The organism is Sphingopyxis sp. QXT-31, from assembly GCF_001984035.1.
Lineage (GTDB): Bacteria > Pseudomonadota > Alphaproteobacteria > Sphingomonadales > Sphingomonadaceae > Sphingopyxis.
The window spans coordinates 1,322,576-1,340,567 of the sequence record NZ_CP019449.1 but is presented as its reverse complement, the minus strand read 5'-3'; the positions used below and the strand labels follow the sequence as shown (position 1 = coordinate 1,340,567).

The window sequence follows — 17,992 nt, the reverse complement described above, 5'->3', positions numbered from 1 at the left end:
GGCACCAATTCTTGCTTTTAGCTGACAGGATCGACCATGGTTCTTCCCTCCCGCCTCCAGACCGTCGGCGAAAGCGGCAATGTCTTCATCGACACGCTCGTCTACGGCGTCGCCTTTCGCCCCGGCACCACGGTCATTTACGCGCTGCAGGGCAATCCCGGCGATACCGGTCTGAACGGCGGTGCAGCCTGGGCCGCCAATGGCGCCGCCAGCGCCTATGCCGCAGCGCTCGCCAGCTGGTCGGCGGTCGCCAACATCCAGTTCCAGGCGGCCACGGTCGCCTATGACGGAACGGGCAGCCGTGCCGGTTACGACTTCGTCGGGCGGCTGAGCACCACCTTGCCGGACGGCGTGCTGGGCCAGCACACCCTGCCGACGACCGGCGACATGGTCGGCGAGTTCAACACGACGATTTCCTATTTCACCGCCGCCAGCAACCAGCCCGGCGGGCTCAGTTTCCTGACCTTCGTCCACGAACTCGGCCATGGCATCGGCCTCTTGCACCCGCACGCCGACGAACCGGGCGACGACAGCTTCCCGGGCCTGAACGACGCCTTCGAGACCGGTCCCTTCGGGCTCAACCAGGGCATCTTCACGACGATGACCTACAATGACGGCTATGAGGATGTCGGCCGCTCGCCATCGGCCAATTATGGCTGGCAGATGGGGCCGGGCGCCTTCGACATCGCCGCGGTGCAATATCTTTACGGCGCGAACACGACGACCGGTTCGGGCAACACGACTTACACCATGCCCACCCTCAACCAGGCCGGCACAGGCTGGGTGACGATCTGGGACGTCGGCGGTACCGACACCATCTCGGCACAGGGTAGTCAGGCCAATGCAATCATAGACCTGCGCGCAGCGACGCTGCGCAACGAAGAGGGCGGGGGCGGTTTCGTGTCGCGCAATGGCGGTGTGCTCGGCGGCTTCACCATCGCCAATGGCGCTGTGATCGAAAATGCGATCGGCGGCAGCGGCAACGACCGTATCGTCGGTAACAGCGCGAACAACAACCTGAACGGGGGCGATGGCTGGGATACGATCGTCTATTCGCATATGACGGCGGGTGTGACGGTCAATCTGCAGGCTGGGACCTCGACCGGCGACGGGACCGATACGCTGGTGTCGATCGAAAATGCGATCGGCGGCAATGGTGACGACATCCTGACGGCGATCAACGGCCGCGATATCGCGAACGGGACTCAACTCTTCGTCAAGACGGCCACCGCGATCATCTCTTCGCGCGCTACAGCCTATAGCCTCGACGGTCTTTTCCGTGGGTCGGGATCCAACTATTCGGTTTCTATCCAGGCCGAGGGCAGCGGCGGCGCCGATCACTATCGGTTCAGCGTGGCGAACGTGTCGGGTCCGTCGACCGTCACCATCGACATCGACAACAGCTTCCGGATGGATTCGATTATCGAATTGCTGGACAGCCAAGGCAATGTACTCGCCAGCAACGACGATGGCGATGGCGGCCTCGATCCGGGATCGGCAAATATCTACGACAGCTTCCTGACTTTCACGCTTCCGCAAAATCCGGCCACGCAGACCTATTATATCCGTGTTTCGACCTTTTCCGACGCCGGCCCGGCCAGCGTGTTCGCCGGAAGCTCTTATACGCTCAATGTGACGGCCAACGCCCGCACGCCCGCCAGCGGCAACATCCTGCTCGGATCGCGCCTCGATGGCGGATGGGGCAATGACCAACTGATCGGCGGTACCGGCGTCGATACGCTCATCGGCGGCAATGGCAACGATACGCTGACCGGCGGAGCCAGCGCAGACCTCCTCTATGGCGGGTCGGGTGACGACAATTATATCGTCGAACGGCAGGACGATCTGACGTTCGAACTGCTCAACAGCGGCGTCGATACGGTGACCGCCTCGGTCGGCTATTATCTCTACGCCCATATCGAGAACCTCACGCTTGCGGACGGCGCGGGCGACATTTTTGGCGTCGGCAACGATCTCAATAACGTGCTGACCGGCAATGCCGGATCGAACCTGATGATCGGCGGCTTGGGGCACGACGTCATTCGCGGCGGTGCGGGTGTCGACAATCTCTTCGGCGAAAGTGGGGTCGACCAGCTGTTCGGCGACGCCGGGATCGACTATCTGGTCGGCGGCGGCGGCGGCGACATGCTCGATGGCGGCGCCGATGCCGACGCGCTCTATGGCGAGGAAGAAGATGACACGCTGATCGGCGGCGCGGGTTTCCACACCGACATATTGGTCGGCGGGACCGGCGACGATATGCTCTACGCCAACAGCGGCCTCGGCGATTACGACCTGATCGACGGCGGGCCCGGCAACGACAGCTACTATGTCGATACCCCCGATGACCTCACCTTCGAAGCTTCGGGCGGCGGCACCGACACCGTCTACGCCAACATCAACGGCGCAGGCTATTATCTCTACGCCCACACCGAAAATCTCGTGCTCGAAGGCAATACCCCCTTCGGCGTCGGCAACGAACTCGCGAACCAGCTGACGGGCAATGCCATCGGCAATTATCTGCTCGGCGGCGCGGGCGACGACAAGCTCAACGGCAAGGCCGGAAACGACGTGCTGTTCGGCGAAGGCGGGGCCGATACTTTCGTCTTCGAGCGCGGCACCGGCGGTGACGTGATCGGCGATTTTGCGCGCGGCACCGACAAGATCGACCTGTCGGCCTTCGGCTTCGCGAATTTCGCCGCGGTGCAGGCGGGCTTCAGCCAGGTCGGCGCCAATGGCGCGATCAACCTCGGCAACGGCGACTTCATCGTGCTCCACAACGTCACGATGAGCCAGCTGGCGCAGGGCGACTTCATCCTGACGGCGACGACGCCCAAGACCGAGAGCTTCGGCGATACCGCGAAGAGCGCGGCCATCGAACTGGCCGATGCCATGCGCGACGCGCCGGGGGCGGCGCTCGACTGGAACCCCGATCACTGGATGTTCCATTATCAGACCGGCAACAATTTCGGCTTTGCCTAGTTTCTCCCTGACGATGCCGAACAATGTGGCCCTCGACGGTGCGGCCGATCCGCACGACATGCTGACGCCGGCAAAGAAGGTGCTGCGCTCGCACATCGACGCGCTCGAGCAATTACTCGCCAGCCTCGACGACGGGCTGCTCAAGCTGGCGATCCGCATCGCCGACTGCCGCGGCCGCGTGATCCTGACCGGCATCGGCAAGTCGGGCATCGCCGCGCGCAAGATCGCGGCGAGCCTCGCCGCGCGCGATGTCGCGGCGACCTTCATGCACGGCGCCGACGCGCTGCACGGCGACCTCGGCATGGTGCGCGCCGACGACATCGTCATCGCGATCACCATATCGGGCGCGTCGAGCGAATTGCTCTACGTCACGCGCCACGCGCGCTCGATCGGCGCCGCGACCGTCGCGATCACCGCAGTGCCCGACGAGGTCGTCCCCGCTTCGTGCGACCATGTCATCGCGATCCCTGCGGTCGACACCGCGTGCGACTTCGGCATCGCGCCCTTCTCCTCGACGATTTCGAGCATCGCGGTCGGCGACGCGCTGACGATGCTCGTCGCGCGCGAGATCGCCTTCAGCCGCAACCAGTTCGCGCGCCTGCACCCCGCGGGCCGCATCGGCCGCCGCTTCCGCTCGGTGCGCGAACTGATGCTGACCGGCAAGCATCTGCCGACGGTCGGACCCGACGCGCCGGTCGAACGGGTCATCGCCGAGGCGTCGCGCACCGGCGCCGGCGCCTGCGTCGTCATCGATGGTGAACAAAACCTGCTCGGCATCGTCACCGACGGCGATATCCGCCGCCATTTCCTGGGCGGCACCGAGACACGCGCGTCGGGCCTCATGACCGCCGATCCCGTCAAGGTAAGCGACGATGCCGACCAGCACGACGCCTTCGCGATCATGCGCGGCCATCGCATCGCGGTGCTCCCCGTCGTCGGCACCGACGGCCGCACCCTTGTCGGCCTACTCAACATCCAGGATATGTTGCAGGCGGGCCACCCCGACAAGTGAGCGCCGCCGCCCGCGACATAGTGATCGTCATCCCGGCGCGCTTCACCTCGGAACGCTTCCCCGGAAAATTGCTCGCGCCGCTCCGTGGCGCCGACGGCGTCGCGCGCCCGCTGATCGAGCATAGCTGGCGCGCGGCGAACGCGCTGAGCGACCTCGCCGATGTCGTGATCGCGACCGACGCCGCGGCGATCGCCGATGTCGCCGCAAGTTTCGGCGCGCGCTGCATCATGACCGCCACCACGGCACGCAACGGCACCGAACGCTGCGCCGAAGCGGTGGCCGCGCTCGACGCGCCGCCCGCGCTCGTGATCGACTGGCAGGGCGACTCCCCCGCGATCGCACGCACACATGTGGAGGCGCTGGTCGCCGCCTGGCGCAGCGGCGCGGGCGCGGTCCTTACCCCCTTCATGCGCTGCTCGCCCGCCATGCGTGCGCATCTCGTTTCCGAGATCGCCGCGGGACGCCCCTCCGGGGTGTTCACCGTCGCCGACCGCGCCACCAACGCGCTCTATTTCTCGCGCTCCCCCATTCCCTGGGGGCCGGAGACCGAGTGGCGGCTGCACGTCGGCCTCTACGCCTATGAGCCCGCGGCGCTCGGCCGTTATGCCGCATGGCCGCCCGGTCCGCTTGAGACCGCCGAAAGCCTCGAGCAACTGCGTTTCCTCGAAAACGGCCAGCCGATCGCGCTGGTGGAAGTCGAGCCGGCAGTCGGCGGCTATGGCGACGTCAACTACCCCGCCGACATCGCGAAGGTCGAGGCGTTGCTGCGCGAGCGCGGCGCGCCCTGATCGCGGCGGGTCACTGCCGGAAGGCGTGGTTGATCTGGTCGAGCAGGGGTTTCAGAAGATAGGACATCAGCGACCGGCTGCCGGTGCGCAGGAACACTTCGGCGGGCAGCCCGGCGCGCAGCTGGCGCTGGATCGGCAGCTTAACCGCCGTCGGCGACAGTTCGACGCGGATGCGGAAATAGGGCGGTCCGCCCTTGCCGTCGTCCGACGCGTCGGCGGCGAGATAGACGAGTTTGCCCGCCAGTTCGGGCGTCACATTCTGCTCCAGGGTCGGGAACATCACCCGCGCCGGCTGCCCGACCTTCAACTGGTCGATGTCCGAAGGACGCACGCTCGCTTCGACGATCAGCGCGTCCTTGTCGGGCACGACCTGCGCGATCGGCTGGCCGCCCGGCACCGCGCTGCCGATCGTCGTGAAACCCAGTTTCTCGATCACCCCCGACGCCGGCGCGCGCACCACCGACCGCGCGAAGCGGTCGTCGGCGTCGGCGATGCGGATGCGCTGGTCGGCGATCGCCGCCGCGACCTGCGCCAGTTCGGCGCCCGCTTCGGCGCGGCGCGACTGCTCGATCGTCAATTTCTGCTCGCGCACCTCGGAAATGCGCGCGTTGGTCTGCGCGATATTCGCCTCGAGCGCGCCGATCGATCCTTCCAGCTCGACCGCCTGCCGCTCGAGCTGGTTGAGCCGGTTCACGGTCACCAGCCGCTTTTCGTAGAGCGCGCGCAGCCCGGCGAGCTCGGGCTGGATGATCTCGAGCTGGCGCCGCGCCGAATCGATCTGCACGCGGTAGCTCTGATTGAGCTGGTTGAATTGCGAGATCCGCTCGTCGAGCAGGCGGCGGTTGCTCACCATCTCCGTCGCGCGGAGCTGCAGCAGCCGCCGCTCCTGCGCCAGCGCGGTCTGCGATTCGGCGTCGGCGGGCGGCGGAAAGCCCGCGGGCCAGCGCAGCTGCGAACTGCCCGACCGCTCGGCGTCGAGCCGCGCCTGCCGCGCGAGCAGCTGGCCGAGCGACTGGTTGCTGAGCTCCGAGCTCGGCCCCGACACGTCGGTCGCGAATTCCATGATCACGTCATTCTCGCGCACGCGGTCGCCGTCGCGGACCAGCAGGCGCGACAATATGCCGCCGGTCGGGTGCGAGATCGTCTTGACCCGCGACTGCACCGACAGCTGGCCGCTGCCGACCACCGCGCCGTCGATCTGGACGATGGTCGATATAGCGAGCAGCGCCGTGACGATCCCCGCCATCAGCCACAAGGCACGCCGCATGCGCGTCCGCAGCGCGGCCGCGACATCGGGCGCCGCGGCATCGGCCGTCGGCGCGGGAGCAGGTGTCCCCATGGGCTGGTCGGCGGCGTCGGTCATGACGGGCTCAGTTGACCGCCTTCAGTCCGCCGTCGCGCGGCGCCTGCTTGGCGTTCTGCGCCAGCGCGGCGAGCACCTTGTCGCGCGGTCCCCAAGCCGCGACCTTGCCGTCGCGCAGCACCAGCAGCTTGTTCGTCGAGCTCAGGATGCGCGTCTGGTGCGTGACGATCAGCGTGATCGCGCCGCGCGCCTGCGCGCGCTTGATCGCGCCCGCCAGCGCCGCTTCGCCCTCGGGGTCGAGGTTCGAATTGGGCTCGTCGAGCAGCAGCACGAACGGGTCGCCATAGAGCGCACGCGCAAGCGCGACGCGCTGGCGCTGCCCCGCCGACAGGTTGTGCCCGCCCGACCCGATCTCGGTCTCGTACCCGCCGGGCAGCGACACGATCAGCTCGTGCACCCCCGCCTGCTGCGCCGCCGCCAGGATGGCGTCCGATCCAGCAGTGGGCGAGAAGCGCCCGATGTTCGCCGCGACGCTGCCCGACAACAGCCCGACTTCCTGCGGCAAATAGCCGAGGTAGCTGCCCAGCTCGTCGGCATCCCATTGGTCGAGCGCCGCGCCGTCGAGACGGATGCCGCCACGCACCGGCGGCCACACCCCGGCAAGCCCGCGCAGCAGCGACGATTTGCCCGATCCACTCGGCCCGATGATGCCGATGACGTCGCCCGCCTGCGCCTCGAAGGCGATATCGGCGACCGCGATCCGGTCGCTGCCCGCGGGGACCAGCGTCAGCCGGTCGACCTGCATCTGCTTCGCCGGACGCGGCAGCCGCACCGGCTTCTCGTTCTTGACCGCATTATTGGCGAGCATCTCGTCGAGCCGGACCCAGCTCTGCCGCATCGCGACGAAGCCGCGCCACTGTGCGATCGCCTGGTCGATCGGCGCGAGCGCGCGGCCCGCCAGGATCGAGCTCGCAAAGATGATCCCGCCCGACGCCTTGCCGTCGATCACCAGCAGCGCGCCGACGCTGAGCACCGCCGACTGCAGGAAGATGCGGAAGATGCGTCCCGTGCCGCCCGCGCGCGCGACGATGCGGCTGATCCTATTGCTCTCGTCCTGGAACGCGCCGTCGCTCGCCCGCAGCCGCGCCGACAGCGTCCCGGTCATGCCGAGGCCCTTGAGCGCAGCGGCATTCTGGAAGCTCATTTCCTGGTCCTGCCCGCGCGCGTAACGCAGCGGTTCGAGCCGGGCCATATTCTTGGCGACCGACCGCTCGGTGTGCCATGTCAGCAGCGCGAGCACGAGGATGCCCGCCAGCGTCGCGATGCCGAGCCACGGGTGCAGCAGGAACAGCACGGCCAGGAAGAAAATCACCCACGGCAGGTCGATGAAGGCGGCGGGGCCGGTGCCCGACATGAAGCCGCGGATCTGGTCGAGGTCCTGCGTCGGGCGCGGCTTGCCCGCGGGCGGGGCGATCGCGAACTGCCACTGCAGTTGCTCGACACGCGGCGACAGCCGGTCGCCGAAGGCGCGGCCGATATCGACGAGCATCTGCGCGCGCGATACGTCGAGCACGCCGTGAAAGACGAAGGCGAGCCCGAACAGCACGAACAGCCCGAACAGAGTCGCCCCGCTGCCGCTCGGCAGCACGCGGTCATAGACCATCATCAGGAAGATCGAGCTGGCGAGCGCGAGGATGTTGATGAAAGCGCTCAGCCCGCCGACAACCAACAATGGCCCGCGGAGCGAGCGCAGCGCATCGGCCAGTTCGGAATTCCTGGGTAACCGCATCCGAACCATCGAACGAACAAACTCCACGCTTTCAGCGGCGTGATAGGGCGAAGCGCCCGAAAGCGCAATCGGAAGCGGGGGAGGGCGGTGTCCCGTTTCGCGCGAATAGTCCGCCGATATTTGCGGACGGTTCGCGCGATACAAAAATGGCGACCTCGAAAGGCCGCCAGTTTGTCTGAAAGGAGACGACTCTCCCCCGTGGGTCGTCCTGCCTGCATATTGCGCGGCGACGGGGCGTGCATTGATGCAGGTTAGTGGGTGCGATATTTGGAAGGATGAAAGGTGGTGAGCCCTGCTGGGTTCGAACCAGCGACCTACTGATTAAAAGTCAGTTGCTCTACCGACTGAGCTAAGGGCCCCGACGCGGCGCCACATGGGCCGCCGCGAAGTGAGCCGCCGCCCTAGTGCGCCGATGCGTGGCGGTCAACCGGCTTTGCCCGCACCAGCCGCGCGGCGAGCTGGCGGACCGTGAGGCCCGAGAGCGGGTGGCGCCAGCCAGGTGCGACCGCGCGTAGAGGGCCGAGCACGAAGGCGCGCTCGGTCATCGCGGGATGGGGGACGGTGAGATTGCCGTCGCTCCACGTCCCGCCCGACCAGAGTAAGATGTCGAGGTCGAGCGTGCGCGCCCCCCAGCGTTGGCCGATGCGGCTCCCGAACGAGGGTTCGATTCCCTTCAGCCGCTCCAGCATCTCGGGCGGGCTCAGCGGTGAGGCGACGAGCGCGACCGCATTCGCATAGCGCCGCCGCGAAGGACCGATGGGCTCGCTCGCGACGATCGGGCTGACATCGATGGGCTCGATATCGTCGCTTTCGAGCGCGGCGAGCGCAGCCATCAACACGCCGCGCGGATCGCCGAAACGCGCATGGCGGCGGTTCGAGCCGAGGCCGATGGCATAAAGGGGCAGGGGTGTTGCGCCAGACATGTGCCTGCGCCTAACCCAGCGCGGTGCAGATTGACAGCCCCTTGCCCGGCACCGAGCCGCGGCGCGATTGCCCGCGCTGCCCGCGGCTCGTCGCGTTTCGCGAAGCCTGCCGCGCCGAATATCCCGATTGGTGGAACGCCCCCGTCTATGCCTTCGGCGACCCCGGCGGCTGGCTCGCGCTCGCGGGACTCGCGCCGGGCAAGCATGGCGCGAACCGCACCGGGCGGCCCTTCACCGGCGACTATGCCGGCGCCCTGCTCTTCGCGACGCTGGCCGAATTCGGGCTCAGCAAGGGGCGCTATGACGCCCGCATCGACGACGGCCTGACGCTCGACGGCGCGATCATCGTCAACAGCGTCAAATGCCTGCCGCCGCAGAACAAGCCGACGCCCGCCGAGATCGTCCAGTGCCGCCCCTATTTCGAAGCGCAGATGGCCGCGCTCCCCAACGTCCGCGTGGTGATCGCACTCGGCAAGATCGCGCACGACGCCGCGGTGCGCGCCGCGGGCGGTCGCCTCGCGGCCTTTCCCTTCGCGCACGGCGCCGTGCACCGGCTGCCCGACGGCCGCCGCCTCGTCGACAGCTATCATTGCTCGCGCTACAACACGAACACCGGGAGGCTCACGCCCGATATGTTCGCCGACGTGTTCCGCGCCGCACTCGCGCTGAAGGATCAGACCAGCGGCCCGAATTCCTCGACCAGTCCGCGGTAGAGCGCGCGCTTGAACGGCACGATCAGTTTCTCGATCTCGTTCAGCTCGGCCCATTTCCAGGCGCGAAACTCCTGGTGGCTGGTGTGGATATTGACGTCGCTGTCCGCGCCCATGAAGCGCATCAGGAACCAGTGCTGGCGCTGGCCGCGATATTTGCCGCCCCACATCTTGCCGATCAGATGGTCGGGCAGGTCGTAGAAATATTCTTCCTTGCTGCGCGCGATGATCTCGACCAGCCCGCCGTGCACCCCGGTTTCCTCGCCGAGCTCGCGGATCGCCGCCATCTCGGCATCCTCGCCGGGGTCGATCCCGCCCTGCGGCATCTGCCACGCCTCGCTGGTCGTATCGAGCCGTTGGCCGACGAAGATGCGCCCATCGCGATTGGCGAGCATCACGCCCGCGCAGGGGCGATAGGGAAGTTTGCTGTGATCGATCATGCCGCGGCGGTAGCCTCTGCCACCAGCGCCTTCAACTGCGTAAGCGCCCCCCGGATATCCTCCTTCGCGCTCGGGATAGCCTGCGACAGGTTGATATAGCCGTGGATCGTGCCCGCGCCCTCGCGGTACACCGTCGTCACCCCCGCCGCGACCAGTTTCGCCGCATAGGCGCGCCCCTGGTCGCGCAGTGGGTCGAGCCCTGCGGTCACCAGCACCGTCGGCGGCAGGCCTTCCGCCGGAAAATCGAGCGGCGAGGCGCGATAGTCGGCGGGGTCGGCGGCATAATGATTGCCGAACCAGGTCATGCTGCCCTGCGTCAGCAGATGGCCTTCGCCGAAATCGCGATAACTCTGCCAGTCGTCGTGCGTGGTCACCGCGGGATAGATGGGATGGATCGCCAGCACCGGCTTCGACGCTGGCCTGTCGCGCAGCGTCAGCGCGGTCGCGATGGTGAGGTTGCCCCCCGCGCTCTCGCCCGCGAGCACCAGCCCCGTGCAGGGGATATTGTCGGCGACCCAGCGCGTCGCCGCCTCGCAATCCTCGGGCGCGGCGGGGAAGGGGTGTTCGGGCGCCAGCCGGTAATCGACCGCGACCACCGGCATGTCGAGCTGCCGCGCCGCCTCGGCGCACCAGCCGTCGTGCGTGTCGAGATCGCCGATCACCCAGCCGCCGCCATGATAGAAGACGAGCACCGGCCCGGCCTCGCGATCGGGGCGCGTGTCATAGAGCCGCACGGGAATGTCGCCCGCCGGCCCCGGGATCGTGCGATCCTCGACCTTGGCGACCTCGCCGCGCGGGCTGTCGGCCATCTGCGTCATCACCCGGAACATCTCGCGCGCGCCCTCGGGCGGCAGCTCCTCCATCTTCGGCCCTTCCTGCGCGTTCAGGAAGGTGAGGAAGCCCGCGACATCGGGGCGCGTATAATGGGTGGGGCCGTCGGTCATCTCAGTCTCTCCCTCGTCGATCTTTGGTCAAAGCTATTCGGCATCGGCGGCGCAAATTCAATCGCGAATCGAAACCGACCCCGGCCATTCGCTTTGCGGCGCACAATTTTTTCTGAATTGCGGCCCGTGCCGTAGAGGCCTAGGCCGATGTCACAGGTTCGCAAGATTCAAAGGCAGACAGAAAAAATGGCGACAGCGGTAGAGGACAAGCCCGGCGAGCGGCAGTCCCCCCTTTCCGACGCAGTGGTGGTTCGATTTGCAGGTGATAGCGGCGACGGGATGCAGCTGACCGGCGGTCAGTTCACTCTTTCGTCGGCGCTCGCGGGCAACGACTTCGCGACCTTCCCCGATTTCCCGGCCGAAATCCGCGCGCCGCAGGGCACGCTGTTCGGCGTCTCGGCCTTCCAGATCAATTTCGGTTCCTCGGCGATCGAGACCGCGGGCGACGCGCCCGACGTGCTCGTCGCGATGAACCCCGCGGCGCTCAAGACCAACGTCCCGCAGCTGAAGCAGGGCGGGCTGATCATTGCCGACGAGGGCGAGTTCAACGACCGCAACCTTGCCAAGGCGAAATATGCCGCCAACCCGCTCGACGACGGCAGCCTCGCCAAATGGCAACTCTTGAAGCTCAATATCAGCCAGCTGACCCTCGATGCCGTCAAGCCCTTCGGGCTCGGCACCAAGGACGCGCTGCGCTGCAAGAATATGTGGACGCTAGGGCTTTCGCTCTGGATGTTCGACCGCGACCGCCAGCCGCTGATCGACTGGCTTCAGGCGAAATTCGCCAAGGACCCGAACCTCGCCGCCGCCAACGTCGCCGCGCTCAACGCCGGCCACGCCTATGGCGAGACCGCCGAGCTCGCGGGCCCGCTCAAACAGCATCATGTCGATCCCGCGCCCGTCGCGCCCGGCCTCTACCGCACGCTGACCGGCGCCGAGGGCATCGCGCTCGGCCTCGTCGCGGGCGCGCAACTCGCGAAGCTGCCGATGTTCTTCGGCGGCTATCCGATCACCCCGGCGTCGGCGATCCTGCATCACCTGTCGCGGCTCAAGGAATATGACGTCACGACCTTCCAGGCCGAGGACGAGATCGCCGCCATTTGTTCCGCGATCGGCGCCAGCTACGGCGGCTCGCTCGGCGTCACCTCGTCGTCGGGCCCCGGCATCGCCTTGAAGGGCGAGGCGATGGGCCTCGCGATCATGACCGAACTGCCGCTCGTCATCGTCAATTCGCAGCGCGGCGGCCCCTCGACCGGCCTGCCCACCAAGACCGAGCAGTCGGACCTCTATCAGGCGGTCTACGGCCGCAACGGCGACGCCCCGATGCCCGTCATCTCGGCGCGCTCGCCCGGCGACGCCTTCGAATGCGCGATCGAGGCGGTGCGCATCGCGGTCCAGTACATGACCCCGGTGATTCTGCTCACCGACGGCTATATCGCCAACGCCGCCGAGCCTTGGGCCGTGCCCGACCTCGACACCTACGAAGCCTTCCCCGTCGAATTCCTCACCGAAGTCCCCGAAGATGGCTTCAAGCCCTACGGCCGCGACGAAAAGCTCAAGCGCCCGTGGGTCAAGCCCGGCACCCCCGGCCTGCTCCACCGCATCGGCGGGATCGAGAAGGAAGTCGGCACCGGCCACATCAATTACGAGGCGTCGAACCACCAGGCGATGACCGACATCCGCAAGGCCAAGGTCGACGGCGTCAAGGTCCCCGACCAGGTCGTCGAACTCGGCGCCGAGGGCGACAAGCTCGCGGTGGTCGGCTGGGGCTCGACCTTCGGCCCGATCCACCAGGCGGTGCGCCGCAAGCGTGCCGAGGGCAGGGACGTCAGCCATATCCACATCCGCCACATCTGGCCGCTGCCCGCCAATCTCGGCGACCTCTTGAAGAGCTATGACAAGGTGATCGTGCCCGAAATGAACACCGGCCAGTTGAAGACCGTGCTGCGCGACCAGTATCTGGTCGACGCGAAACCGTTGAACAAGGTGTCGGGCCAGCCCTTCACCATCGCCGAAATCGAAGCCGCCATCGAAGGAGCGCTGGGCTGACGCGGAAGCGTTGTTGCCCCGAGAGGAAACACCATGAACGAGATGACCACCATCGCGCGCCAGACGACGCTCAAGGATTGGGAAACCGATCAGGAAGTCCGCTGGTGCCCCGGCTGCGGCGACTATGCGATCCTGAAGGCGGTGCAGCGAACCATGCCCGAAATCGGCACGGCGCCCGAGAACACCGTATTTATCAGCGGTATCGGCTGCTCGTCGCGCTTCCCTTACTATATGGAAACCTATGGCTTCCACACGATTCACGGCCGCGCGCCGGCCTTCGCGACGGGGCTGAAGCTCGCCAACCCCAACCTCGACATCTGGATCGTCACCGGCGACGGCGACGGCCTGTCGATCGGCGGCAACCACAGTATGCATTTGCTCAGGCGCAATCTCGATTGCCAGATCATGCTGTTCAACAACGAGATCTACGGGCTGACCAAGGGCCAATATTCGCCGACCAGCCGCGTTGGCACCTCCAGCCCCTCGACCCCCTATGGTTCGGTCGACCGCCCCGCACAGCCTGCCGCCTTCGCGCTCGGCGCCGGCGCCCGCTTCGTCGCACGCGGCTTCGACGTGTCGAAAAAGCTGCCCGAGGTGCTGAAAGCGGCCCACGCCCACAAGGGCGCGGCGTTCATCGAGATCTTCCAGAACTGCATCGTCTACAACAAGGACGTGTTCGAGGATTTCGCCGCCCCCAAGGGCGCCGAGGACCGCCAGCTCTGGCTCGAGAACGGCGAACCCATGCTCTTCGCCAAGGGCACCAAGGGCATCGCGCTCGACAGCGAGCAATTGCACCTCAAGGTCGTCGACGTTATCGACGGCGACTGGCAGTCGGCCGGGGTGATCGTTCACGACATCACCAACCGCAGCGTCGCGCACATGCTCGTCGAAATGCGCTTCGGCGAATTCCCGATGGCCTTGGGCGTCCTCTACGACGACCCCCGCCCGACCTTCGAAGCCGACGTCTGGCGCCAGAACAAGGCGGCTTCCGAAGGCAAGAAAGCCGACCTCCAGAGCCTGCTCAAGAAAGGCCAGACTTGGACGGTAACCGAGGGCGGACCGGAGCTTTAGCGTCGCGCATAAGGCCCCGAAGCCAAAAAGGGGACCGGTTTGACGACAGATGTCGAAGAACTGGCCCGAGGGGCGCTCGACTGGTCAGGTTCTGCGAAAATGCGGCGCCTATAGCATCGTCATCCTGAACTCGTTTCAGGATCCATGGCCTGCCGATTCCTTCGGCGCAGCGTAAAATCCGAACTCGGGCCATGGATGCTGAAACGAGTTCAGCATGACGATAATTCGAGGGCGATTTTCCCTACAATAACCCCTTTGTGACTTTGTGGCTGTGTGCGAGTCATTGTCCGACAAGAGATTGAGGTACAATGGACAACCTAACCCACAGTCTCGTCGGTGCCGTGCTCGGCCAGATGGGGCTCAAGAAGAAGACCGGGCTCGCGATGCCGACGCTGGTCATCGCGGCGAACATCCCCGATATCGACGCCGCCTGCACCGTCTACGGCCAGCTCTCGCTCTCGATGCGCCGCGGCATCACCCACGGGCCGATCGCGCTCATCCTGCTCCCGATCCTGCTCTGGGCCGCGATGATCGCCTTCGACAATTGGCAGACGAAACGCGGCAAACGCCCCGAAAACCGCCTGCCCATCCACAAGGGCTGGCTGCTCGCGCTCGCCTATATCGGTTGCCTCAGCCACCCTGCGCTCGACTGGCTCAACAATTATGGCATCCGCCTGCTCGAACCGTTCAGCCATCGCTGGTTCTACGGCGACAGCATCTTCATCATCGACCTGTGGATCTGGATCGCGCTCGGCCTGTCGATCTGGCTCTCGCTGCGCCGCGAGCGCGCCAAGGTCGCCGCCTGGACACGACCCGCCTGGCTCGGCTTCACCGCGGTCTGCGCCTATATCCTCTTCAACGGCGCGATCACCGGCACCGCCGAGCGCGAGATCGCCGCGGTGCTCCGCGGGGGCGGCCACCCTGACGCGCTCGTCGTCGCCAGCCCGCCGCCGCTGCAATTCTGGAAACGCGACGTCTTCTGGCGCACCGGCGACCGCTACGGCAGCGCCAGCTTCGACCTCGGATCGGGCGGCGATGTCGACATCAGCGGCACGCCCATCGGCATAAACGACCCGCGCGTCGCGCCGATGGTGGCGACCAGCCCCGTCGCGCAGGCCTTCCTCTTCTGGTCGCGCATGCCCGTCGCCAGATTCGACCCCAAGGGCCGGCTGATCCTCTCCGACCAGCGTTTCGGGAACCCGCTCAGCCGCGGGCAGTTTGAGGTGATCGTCGAACCCAAACCGGAGTCCAAGCCCTGACCGCCCCCGCAATCGTCTGGTTCCGCCGCGACCTCCGCCTCTCGGACCAGGCGGCGCTGCTTGCCGCCGCGTCGGCGGGGCCGGTGATCCCCGTCTATATCCTCGACGACGAGACCCCAAAGCATCGCAAGATGGGCGGTGCGTCACGTTGGTGGCTCCACCACAGCCTCGCCAGCCTCGACGCCGCCTTGCGCGAAAAAGGCTCGCGCCTGATTCTACGCCGCGGCAAGTGCGATGAACAACTCGCTCAGATCGCGGAGGAAACGGGAGCAGGGCAGGTCCATTGCCTGCGCCATTACGAACCCTGGTGGCGCAACGCCGAACGCGCCGTCGCCAAGCACCTCGACCTGATCTGCCACGACGGCAATTATCTCGCCCCGCCGGGATCGGTCACCACCGGCACCGGCGGGTTATACAAAATCTACACCCCATTCTGGCGCGCGCTCAAGGAGCGCATGCCGCCCCCGCCGACGACCAACCGCCCGCGCGACATCGCGGCGCCGCCGAAGTGGCCCGCCTCGGACAAGCTGACCGACTGGAACCTGCGTCCGACCAAACCCGACTGGGCCACCGGCTTCGCCAAGGAATGGGCCCCCGGCGAGGAAGGCGCCCGCACCCGCGTCGCCGATTTCATCGACGAAGCCGGCGATTACGACCGCCGCCGCAACCTGCCATCCGAAGAAGGCAGCTCGCGCCTCTCCCCCCACCTCCACTTCGGCGAAGTGTCGCCGGCCTATATCTGGCACCGCATCGCCCAGGCTTCCGGAAACACCGACGTTTTCCTGAGCGAGGTCGCGTGGCGCGACTATGCCCAGAATGTCATCCTGCAATTCCCTGACTATGGCGCCCGCAACGCCCGCGACACTTTCGCCAACTTCGACTGGCGCGCCGGCAAATCCGCCGACGAAGACCTCAAGGCCTGGCAACAGGGCCGCACCGGCTATCCCATCGTCGATGCCGGCATGCGCCAGCTCTGGACGACCGGCTGGATGCACAACCGCGTCCGCATGATCGCCGCCAGCTTCCTGATCAAGCATCTGCTGATCGACTGGCGACAGGGCGAGCAATGGTTCTGGGACACGCTCGTCGACGCCGACTACGGCAACAATAGCGTCAACTGGCAATGGACCGCGGGCACCGGGGTCGATTCGAACATGTTTCCGCGCATCATGGCGCCGCTCACCCAGTCGGAGAAATTCGACGCGGCGGCCTATATCCGCGCGTGGGTCCCCGAACTCGCGGATTTGAGCGACGCCGCCATCCACGACCCCGACGCCCACGGCGCGCGCCCTGCCGCCTATCCCGAGAAACGCATCGGCCACCGCGAGGCACGCGAACGCGCGCTCGCGGCCTATGCCGGGATCAAGCGCTAACGCGAGGACGCCGATGACGGCATATGGCGGATTGCGCTTTAACCTCGCTTGCGCAACAAGATGCTTATGAACACGCATGTAAGGCGGAAGCGCGGGGGAGCGCTGCTTCAGGCGGACCGGGCCTTCCGGTCGGGCGGGCTGGCCGCGGCATTGATGGCGCGCGCGCCGGCGGCCTTTTTTCACCGCCGGCTCGACCAGATCGATGCCGGGCTCGACCATGGCACACTCGAGGGGCATCTGCCCGACGGCAGCATCCGTATCCTCGGCGGCCGCGGCCGCGGGCCGACTGCGGTCGTCCATCTGCACAGCTGGGCGGCGCTGGTGCGGCTCGCGCTGTCGGGCTCGGTCGGCTGGTACCGCGCGTGGGACAAGGGCGAATGGTCGTCGCCCGACCCGGTGCCGCTCTTCGACCTGTTCATGCGTAACGGCGAGACACTGGGCAACGCGGCGCGCTCGCGCGGGCCCTGGCGCTGGGTCAACCGCGCCGCGCATTTCCTCAACCGCAACAGCCGCAGCGGTGCGAAGCGCAACATCCACGCGCATTACGACCTCGGCAACGACTTCTACCGCCTGTGGCTCGACGACGGCATGAATTATTCGAGCGCGCTCTTCGCCGATCCCGCGCAGTCGCTCGAGGAGGCGCAGGTCGAAAAGCTCGACATGATCCTCGACCGCCTCGACCTCCGCTCGGGCAGCCGGATGCTCGAAATCGGCTGCGGCTGGGGTGCGCTCGCCGAACGCGCGGTCGAGCGTCACGACGTGCTCTACACCGGCATCACCCTCTCGCCCGCGCAGGCTGAGATCGCCGACGCGCGCCTCGCCGCGGTCGACCTGTCGGCGCGCAGCCGCGTCGAGCTTTGCGACTATCGCGACGCTCAGGGGCCCTATGACGCCATCGCCAGCGTCGAGATGGTCGAGGCGGTGGGGCAGGAATATTGGCCCGCCTATCTCGACGCGATCGCGCGGCTGCTCCGCCCCGGCGGCAAGGCCGCGATCCAGTATATCCTCATCGACGACGCGCTGTTCGAGCGCTACGCTGCGAGCAGCGACTTCATCCAGGCCTATATCTTCCCCGGCGGCTGCCTGATCTCCGAAAGCCGCTTTCGCGCCCTGGCTGAGGAACGCGGGCTCGTGTGGCGCAATGTCCAGCGCTTCGGGCGCGACTATGCCGAGACGCTGCGCCTGTGGCGCGAACGCTTCGACAAGGCGGTAGGCGAGGGGCGCCTGCCGCCCGGTTTCGACGAGCGTTTCGTGCGCCTCTGGCGCTATTATCTGCAATATTGCGAGGGCGGCTTTCGCGGCGGCGGCATCGACGTTGCGCAGGTCACGCTCGAAAAAACGGCCTGAAA

14 protein-coding genes and 1 tRNA gene are annotated in these 17,992 nt (G+C 66.7%); 9 read left to right on the top strand and 6 right to left on the bottom strand.

From position 1 onward, the window contains the following. Positions 1 to 36 precede the first annotated feature (36 nt). The 3 genes from BWQ93_RS06605 to kdsB are packed head-to-tail and all read left to right on the top strand — an operon-like array spanning position 37 to position 4,782. The gene (locus tag BWQ93_RS06605; RefSeq protein WP_077029817.1) at positions 37 to 2,982 is read left to right on the top strand and encodes a M10 family metallopeptidase C-terminal domain-containing protein; all 2,946 of its coding nucleotides are present in this window, start codon (positions 37 to 39) and stop codon (positions 2,980 to 2,982) included. 13 nt (positions 2,983 to 2,995) lie between these two features. Then, a complete protein-coding gene (locus tag BWQ93_RS06600) occupies positions 2,996 to 3,994 on the top strand; it encodes a KpsF/GutQ family sugar-phosphate isomerase (protein WP_077029816.1) in 999 nt (332 codons plus the stop codon). Continuing rightward, on the top strand, positions 3,991 to 4,782 hold the full coding sequence (kdsB, locus tag BWQ93_RS06595; RefSeq protein WP_083720687.1) for a 3-deoxy-manno-octulosonate cytidylyltransferase: 792 nt from the start codon (positions 3,991 to 3,993) through the stop codon (positions 4,780 to 4,782). Before BWQ93_RS06600 ends, kdsB begins: the two co-directional genes overlap by 4 nt. Before the next feature lie 10 nt (positions 4,783 to 4,792). On the opposite strand, the gene BWQ93_RS06590 is transcribed toward kdsB, so the two are convergent. From BWQ93_RS06590 to folK, 4 genes are all read right to left on the bottom strand, one after another. Continuing rightward, positions 4,793 to 6,145 (bottom strand): HlyD family type I secretion periplasmic adaptor subunit, encoded by a 1,353-nt coding sequence (locus BWQ93_RS06590; RefSeq protein WP_083720685.1) that lies wholly within the window; start codon positions 6,143 to 6,145, stop codon positions 4,793 to 4,795. Between the two features lie 7 nt (positions 6,146 to 6,152). Continuing rightward, positions 6,153 to 7,874: a type I secretion system permease/ATPase gene (locus tag BWQ93_RS06585; protein WP_198040487.1), complete on the bottom strand. Its 1,722-nt coding sequence runs from the start codon at positions 7,872 to 7,874 to the stop codon at positions 6,153 to 6,155. Positions 7,875 to 8,157: 283 nt separating this feature from the next. After that, a tRNA-Lys gene (locus tag BWQ93_RS06580) sits at positions 8,158 to 8,233 on the bottom strand. A 42-nt stretch (positions 8,234 to 8,275) separates the two neighbouring features. Continuing rightward, the gene (gene folK / locus BWQ93_RS06575; protein ID WP_077029814.1) at positions 8,276 to 8,797 is read right to left on the bottom strand and encodes a 2-amino-4-hydroxy-6-hydroxymethyldihydropteridine diphosphokinase; all 522 of its coding nucleotides are present in this window, start codon (positions 8,795 to 8,797) and stop codon (positions 8,276 to 8,278) included. A 23-nt stretch (positions 8,798 to 8,820) separates the two neighbouring features. Here folK and BWQ93_RS06570 point away from each other — a divergent pair, with 23 nt between their 5' ends. Continuing rightward, a complete protein-coding gene (locus tag BWQ93_RS06570; protein ID WP_077029813.1) occupies positions 8,821 to 9,510 on the top strand; it encodes a uracil-DNA glycosylase in 690 nt (229 codons plus the stop codon). Here BWQ93_RS06570 and BWQ93_RS06565 read toward each other — a convergent pair. Beyond that, on the bottom strand, positions 9,471 to 9,947 hold the full coding sequence (locus BWQ93_RS06565; protein ID WP_077029812.1) for an RNA pyrophosphohydrolase: 477 nt from the start codon (positions 9,945 to 9,947) through the stop codon (positions 9,471 to 9,473). The two genes, BWQ93_RS06570 and BWQ93_RS06565, sit on opposite strands and share 40 nt — an antisense overlap. Then, positions 9,944 to 10,891 carry an alpha/beta hydrolase gene (locus BWQ93_RS06560; protein WP_077029811.1) on the bottom strand — a complete coding sequence of 316 codons (948 nt, stop codon included), beginning with the start codon at positions 10,889 to 10,891 and terminating at the stop codon, positions 9,944 to 9,946. The genes BWQ93_RS06565 and BWQ93_RS06560 overlap by 4 nt, the downstream gene beginning before the upstream one ends. 186 nt (positions 10,892 to 11,077) lie before the next feature. Here BWQ93_RS06560 and BWQ93_RS06555 point away from each other — a divergent pair, with 186 nt between their 5' ends. From BWQ93_RS06555 to BWQ93_RS06535, 5 genes are all read left to right on the top strand, one after another. Then, complete coding sequence (locus tag BWQ93_RS06555; RefSeq protein WP_077029810.1) at positions 11,078 to 12,940, top strand: 2-oxoacid:acceptor oxidoreductase subunit alpha; 1,863 nt, start codon at positions 11,078 to 11,080, stop codon at positions 12,938 to 12,940. Positions 12,941 to 12,973: 33 nt separating this feature from the next. Beyond that, positions 12,974 to 14,011 carry a 2-oxoacid:ferredoxin oxidoreductase subunit beta gene (locus BWQ93_RS06550; protein WP_077029809.1) on the top strand — a complete coding sequence of 346 codons (1,038 nt, stop codon included), beginning with the start codon at positions 12,974 to 12,976 and terminating at the stop codon, positions 14,009 to 14,011. Between the two features lie 308 nt (positions 14,012 to 14,319). Continuing rightward, on the top strand, positions 14,320 to 15,270 hold the full coding sequence (locus BWQ93_RS06545; RefSeq protein WP_077029808.1) for a metal-dependent hydrolase: 951 nt from the start codon (positions 14,320 to 14,322) through the stop codon (positions 15,268 to 15,270). Continuing rightward, positions 15,267 to 16,643 carry a cryptochrome/photolyase family protein gene (locus BWQ93_RS06540; protein ID WP_077029807.1) on the top strand — a complete coding sequence of 459 codons (1,377 nt, stop codon included), beginning with the start codon at positions 15,267 to 15,269 and terminating at the stop codon, positions 16,641 to 16,643. The genes BWQ93_RS06545 and BWQ93_RS06540 overlap by 4 nt, the downstream gene beginning before the upstream one ends. Positions 16,644 to 16,709: 66 nt before the next feature. Further along, positions 16,710 to 17,990 carry an SAM-dependent methyltransferase gene (locus tag BWQ93_RS06535; RefSeq protein WP_077032253.1) on the top strand — a complete coding sequence of 427 codons (1,281 nt, stop codon included), beginning with the start codon at positions 16,710 to 16,712 and terminating at the stop codon, positions 17,988 to 17,990. Positions 17,991 to 17,992: the final 2 nt, after the last annotated feature.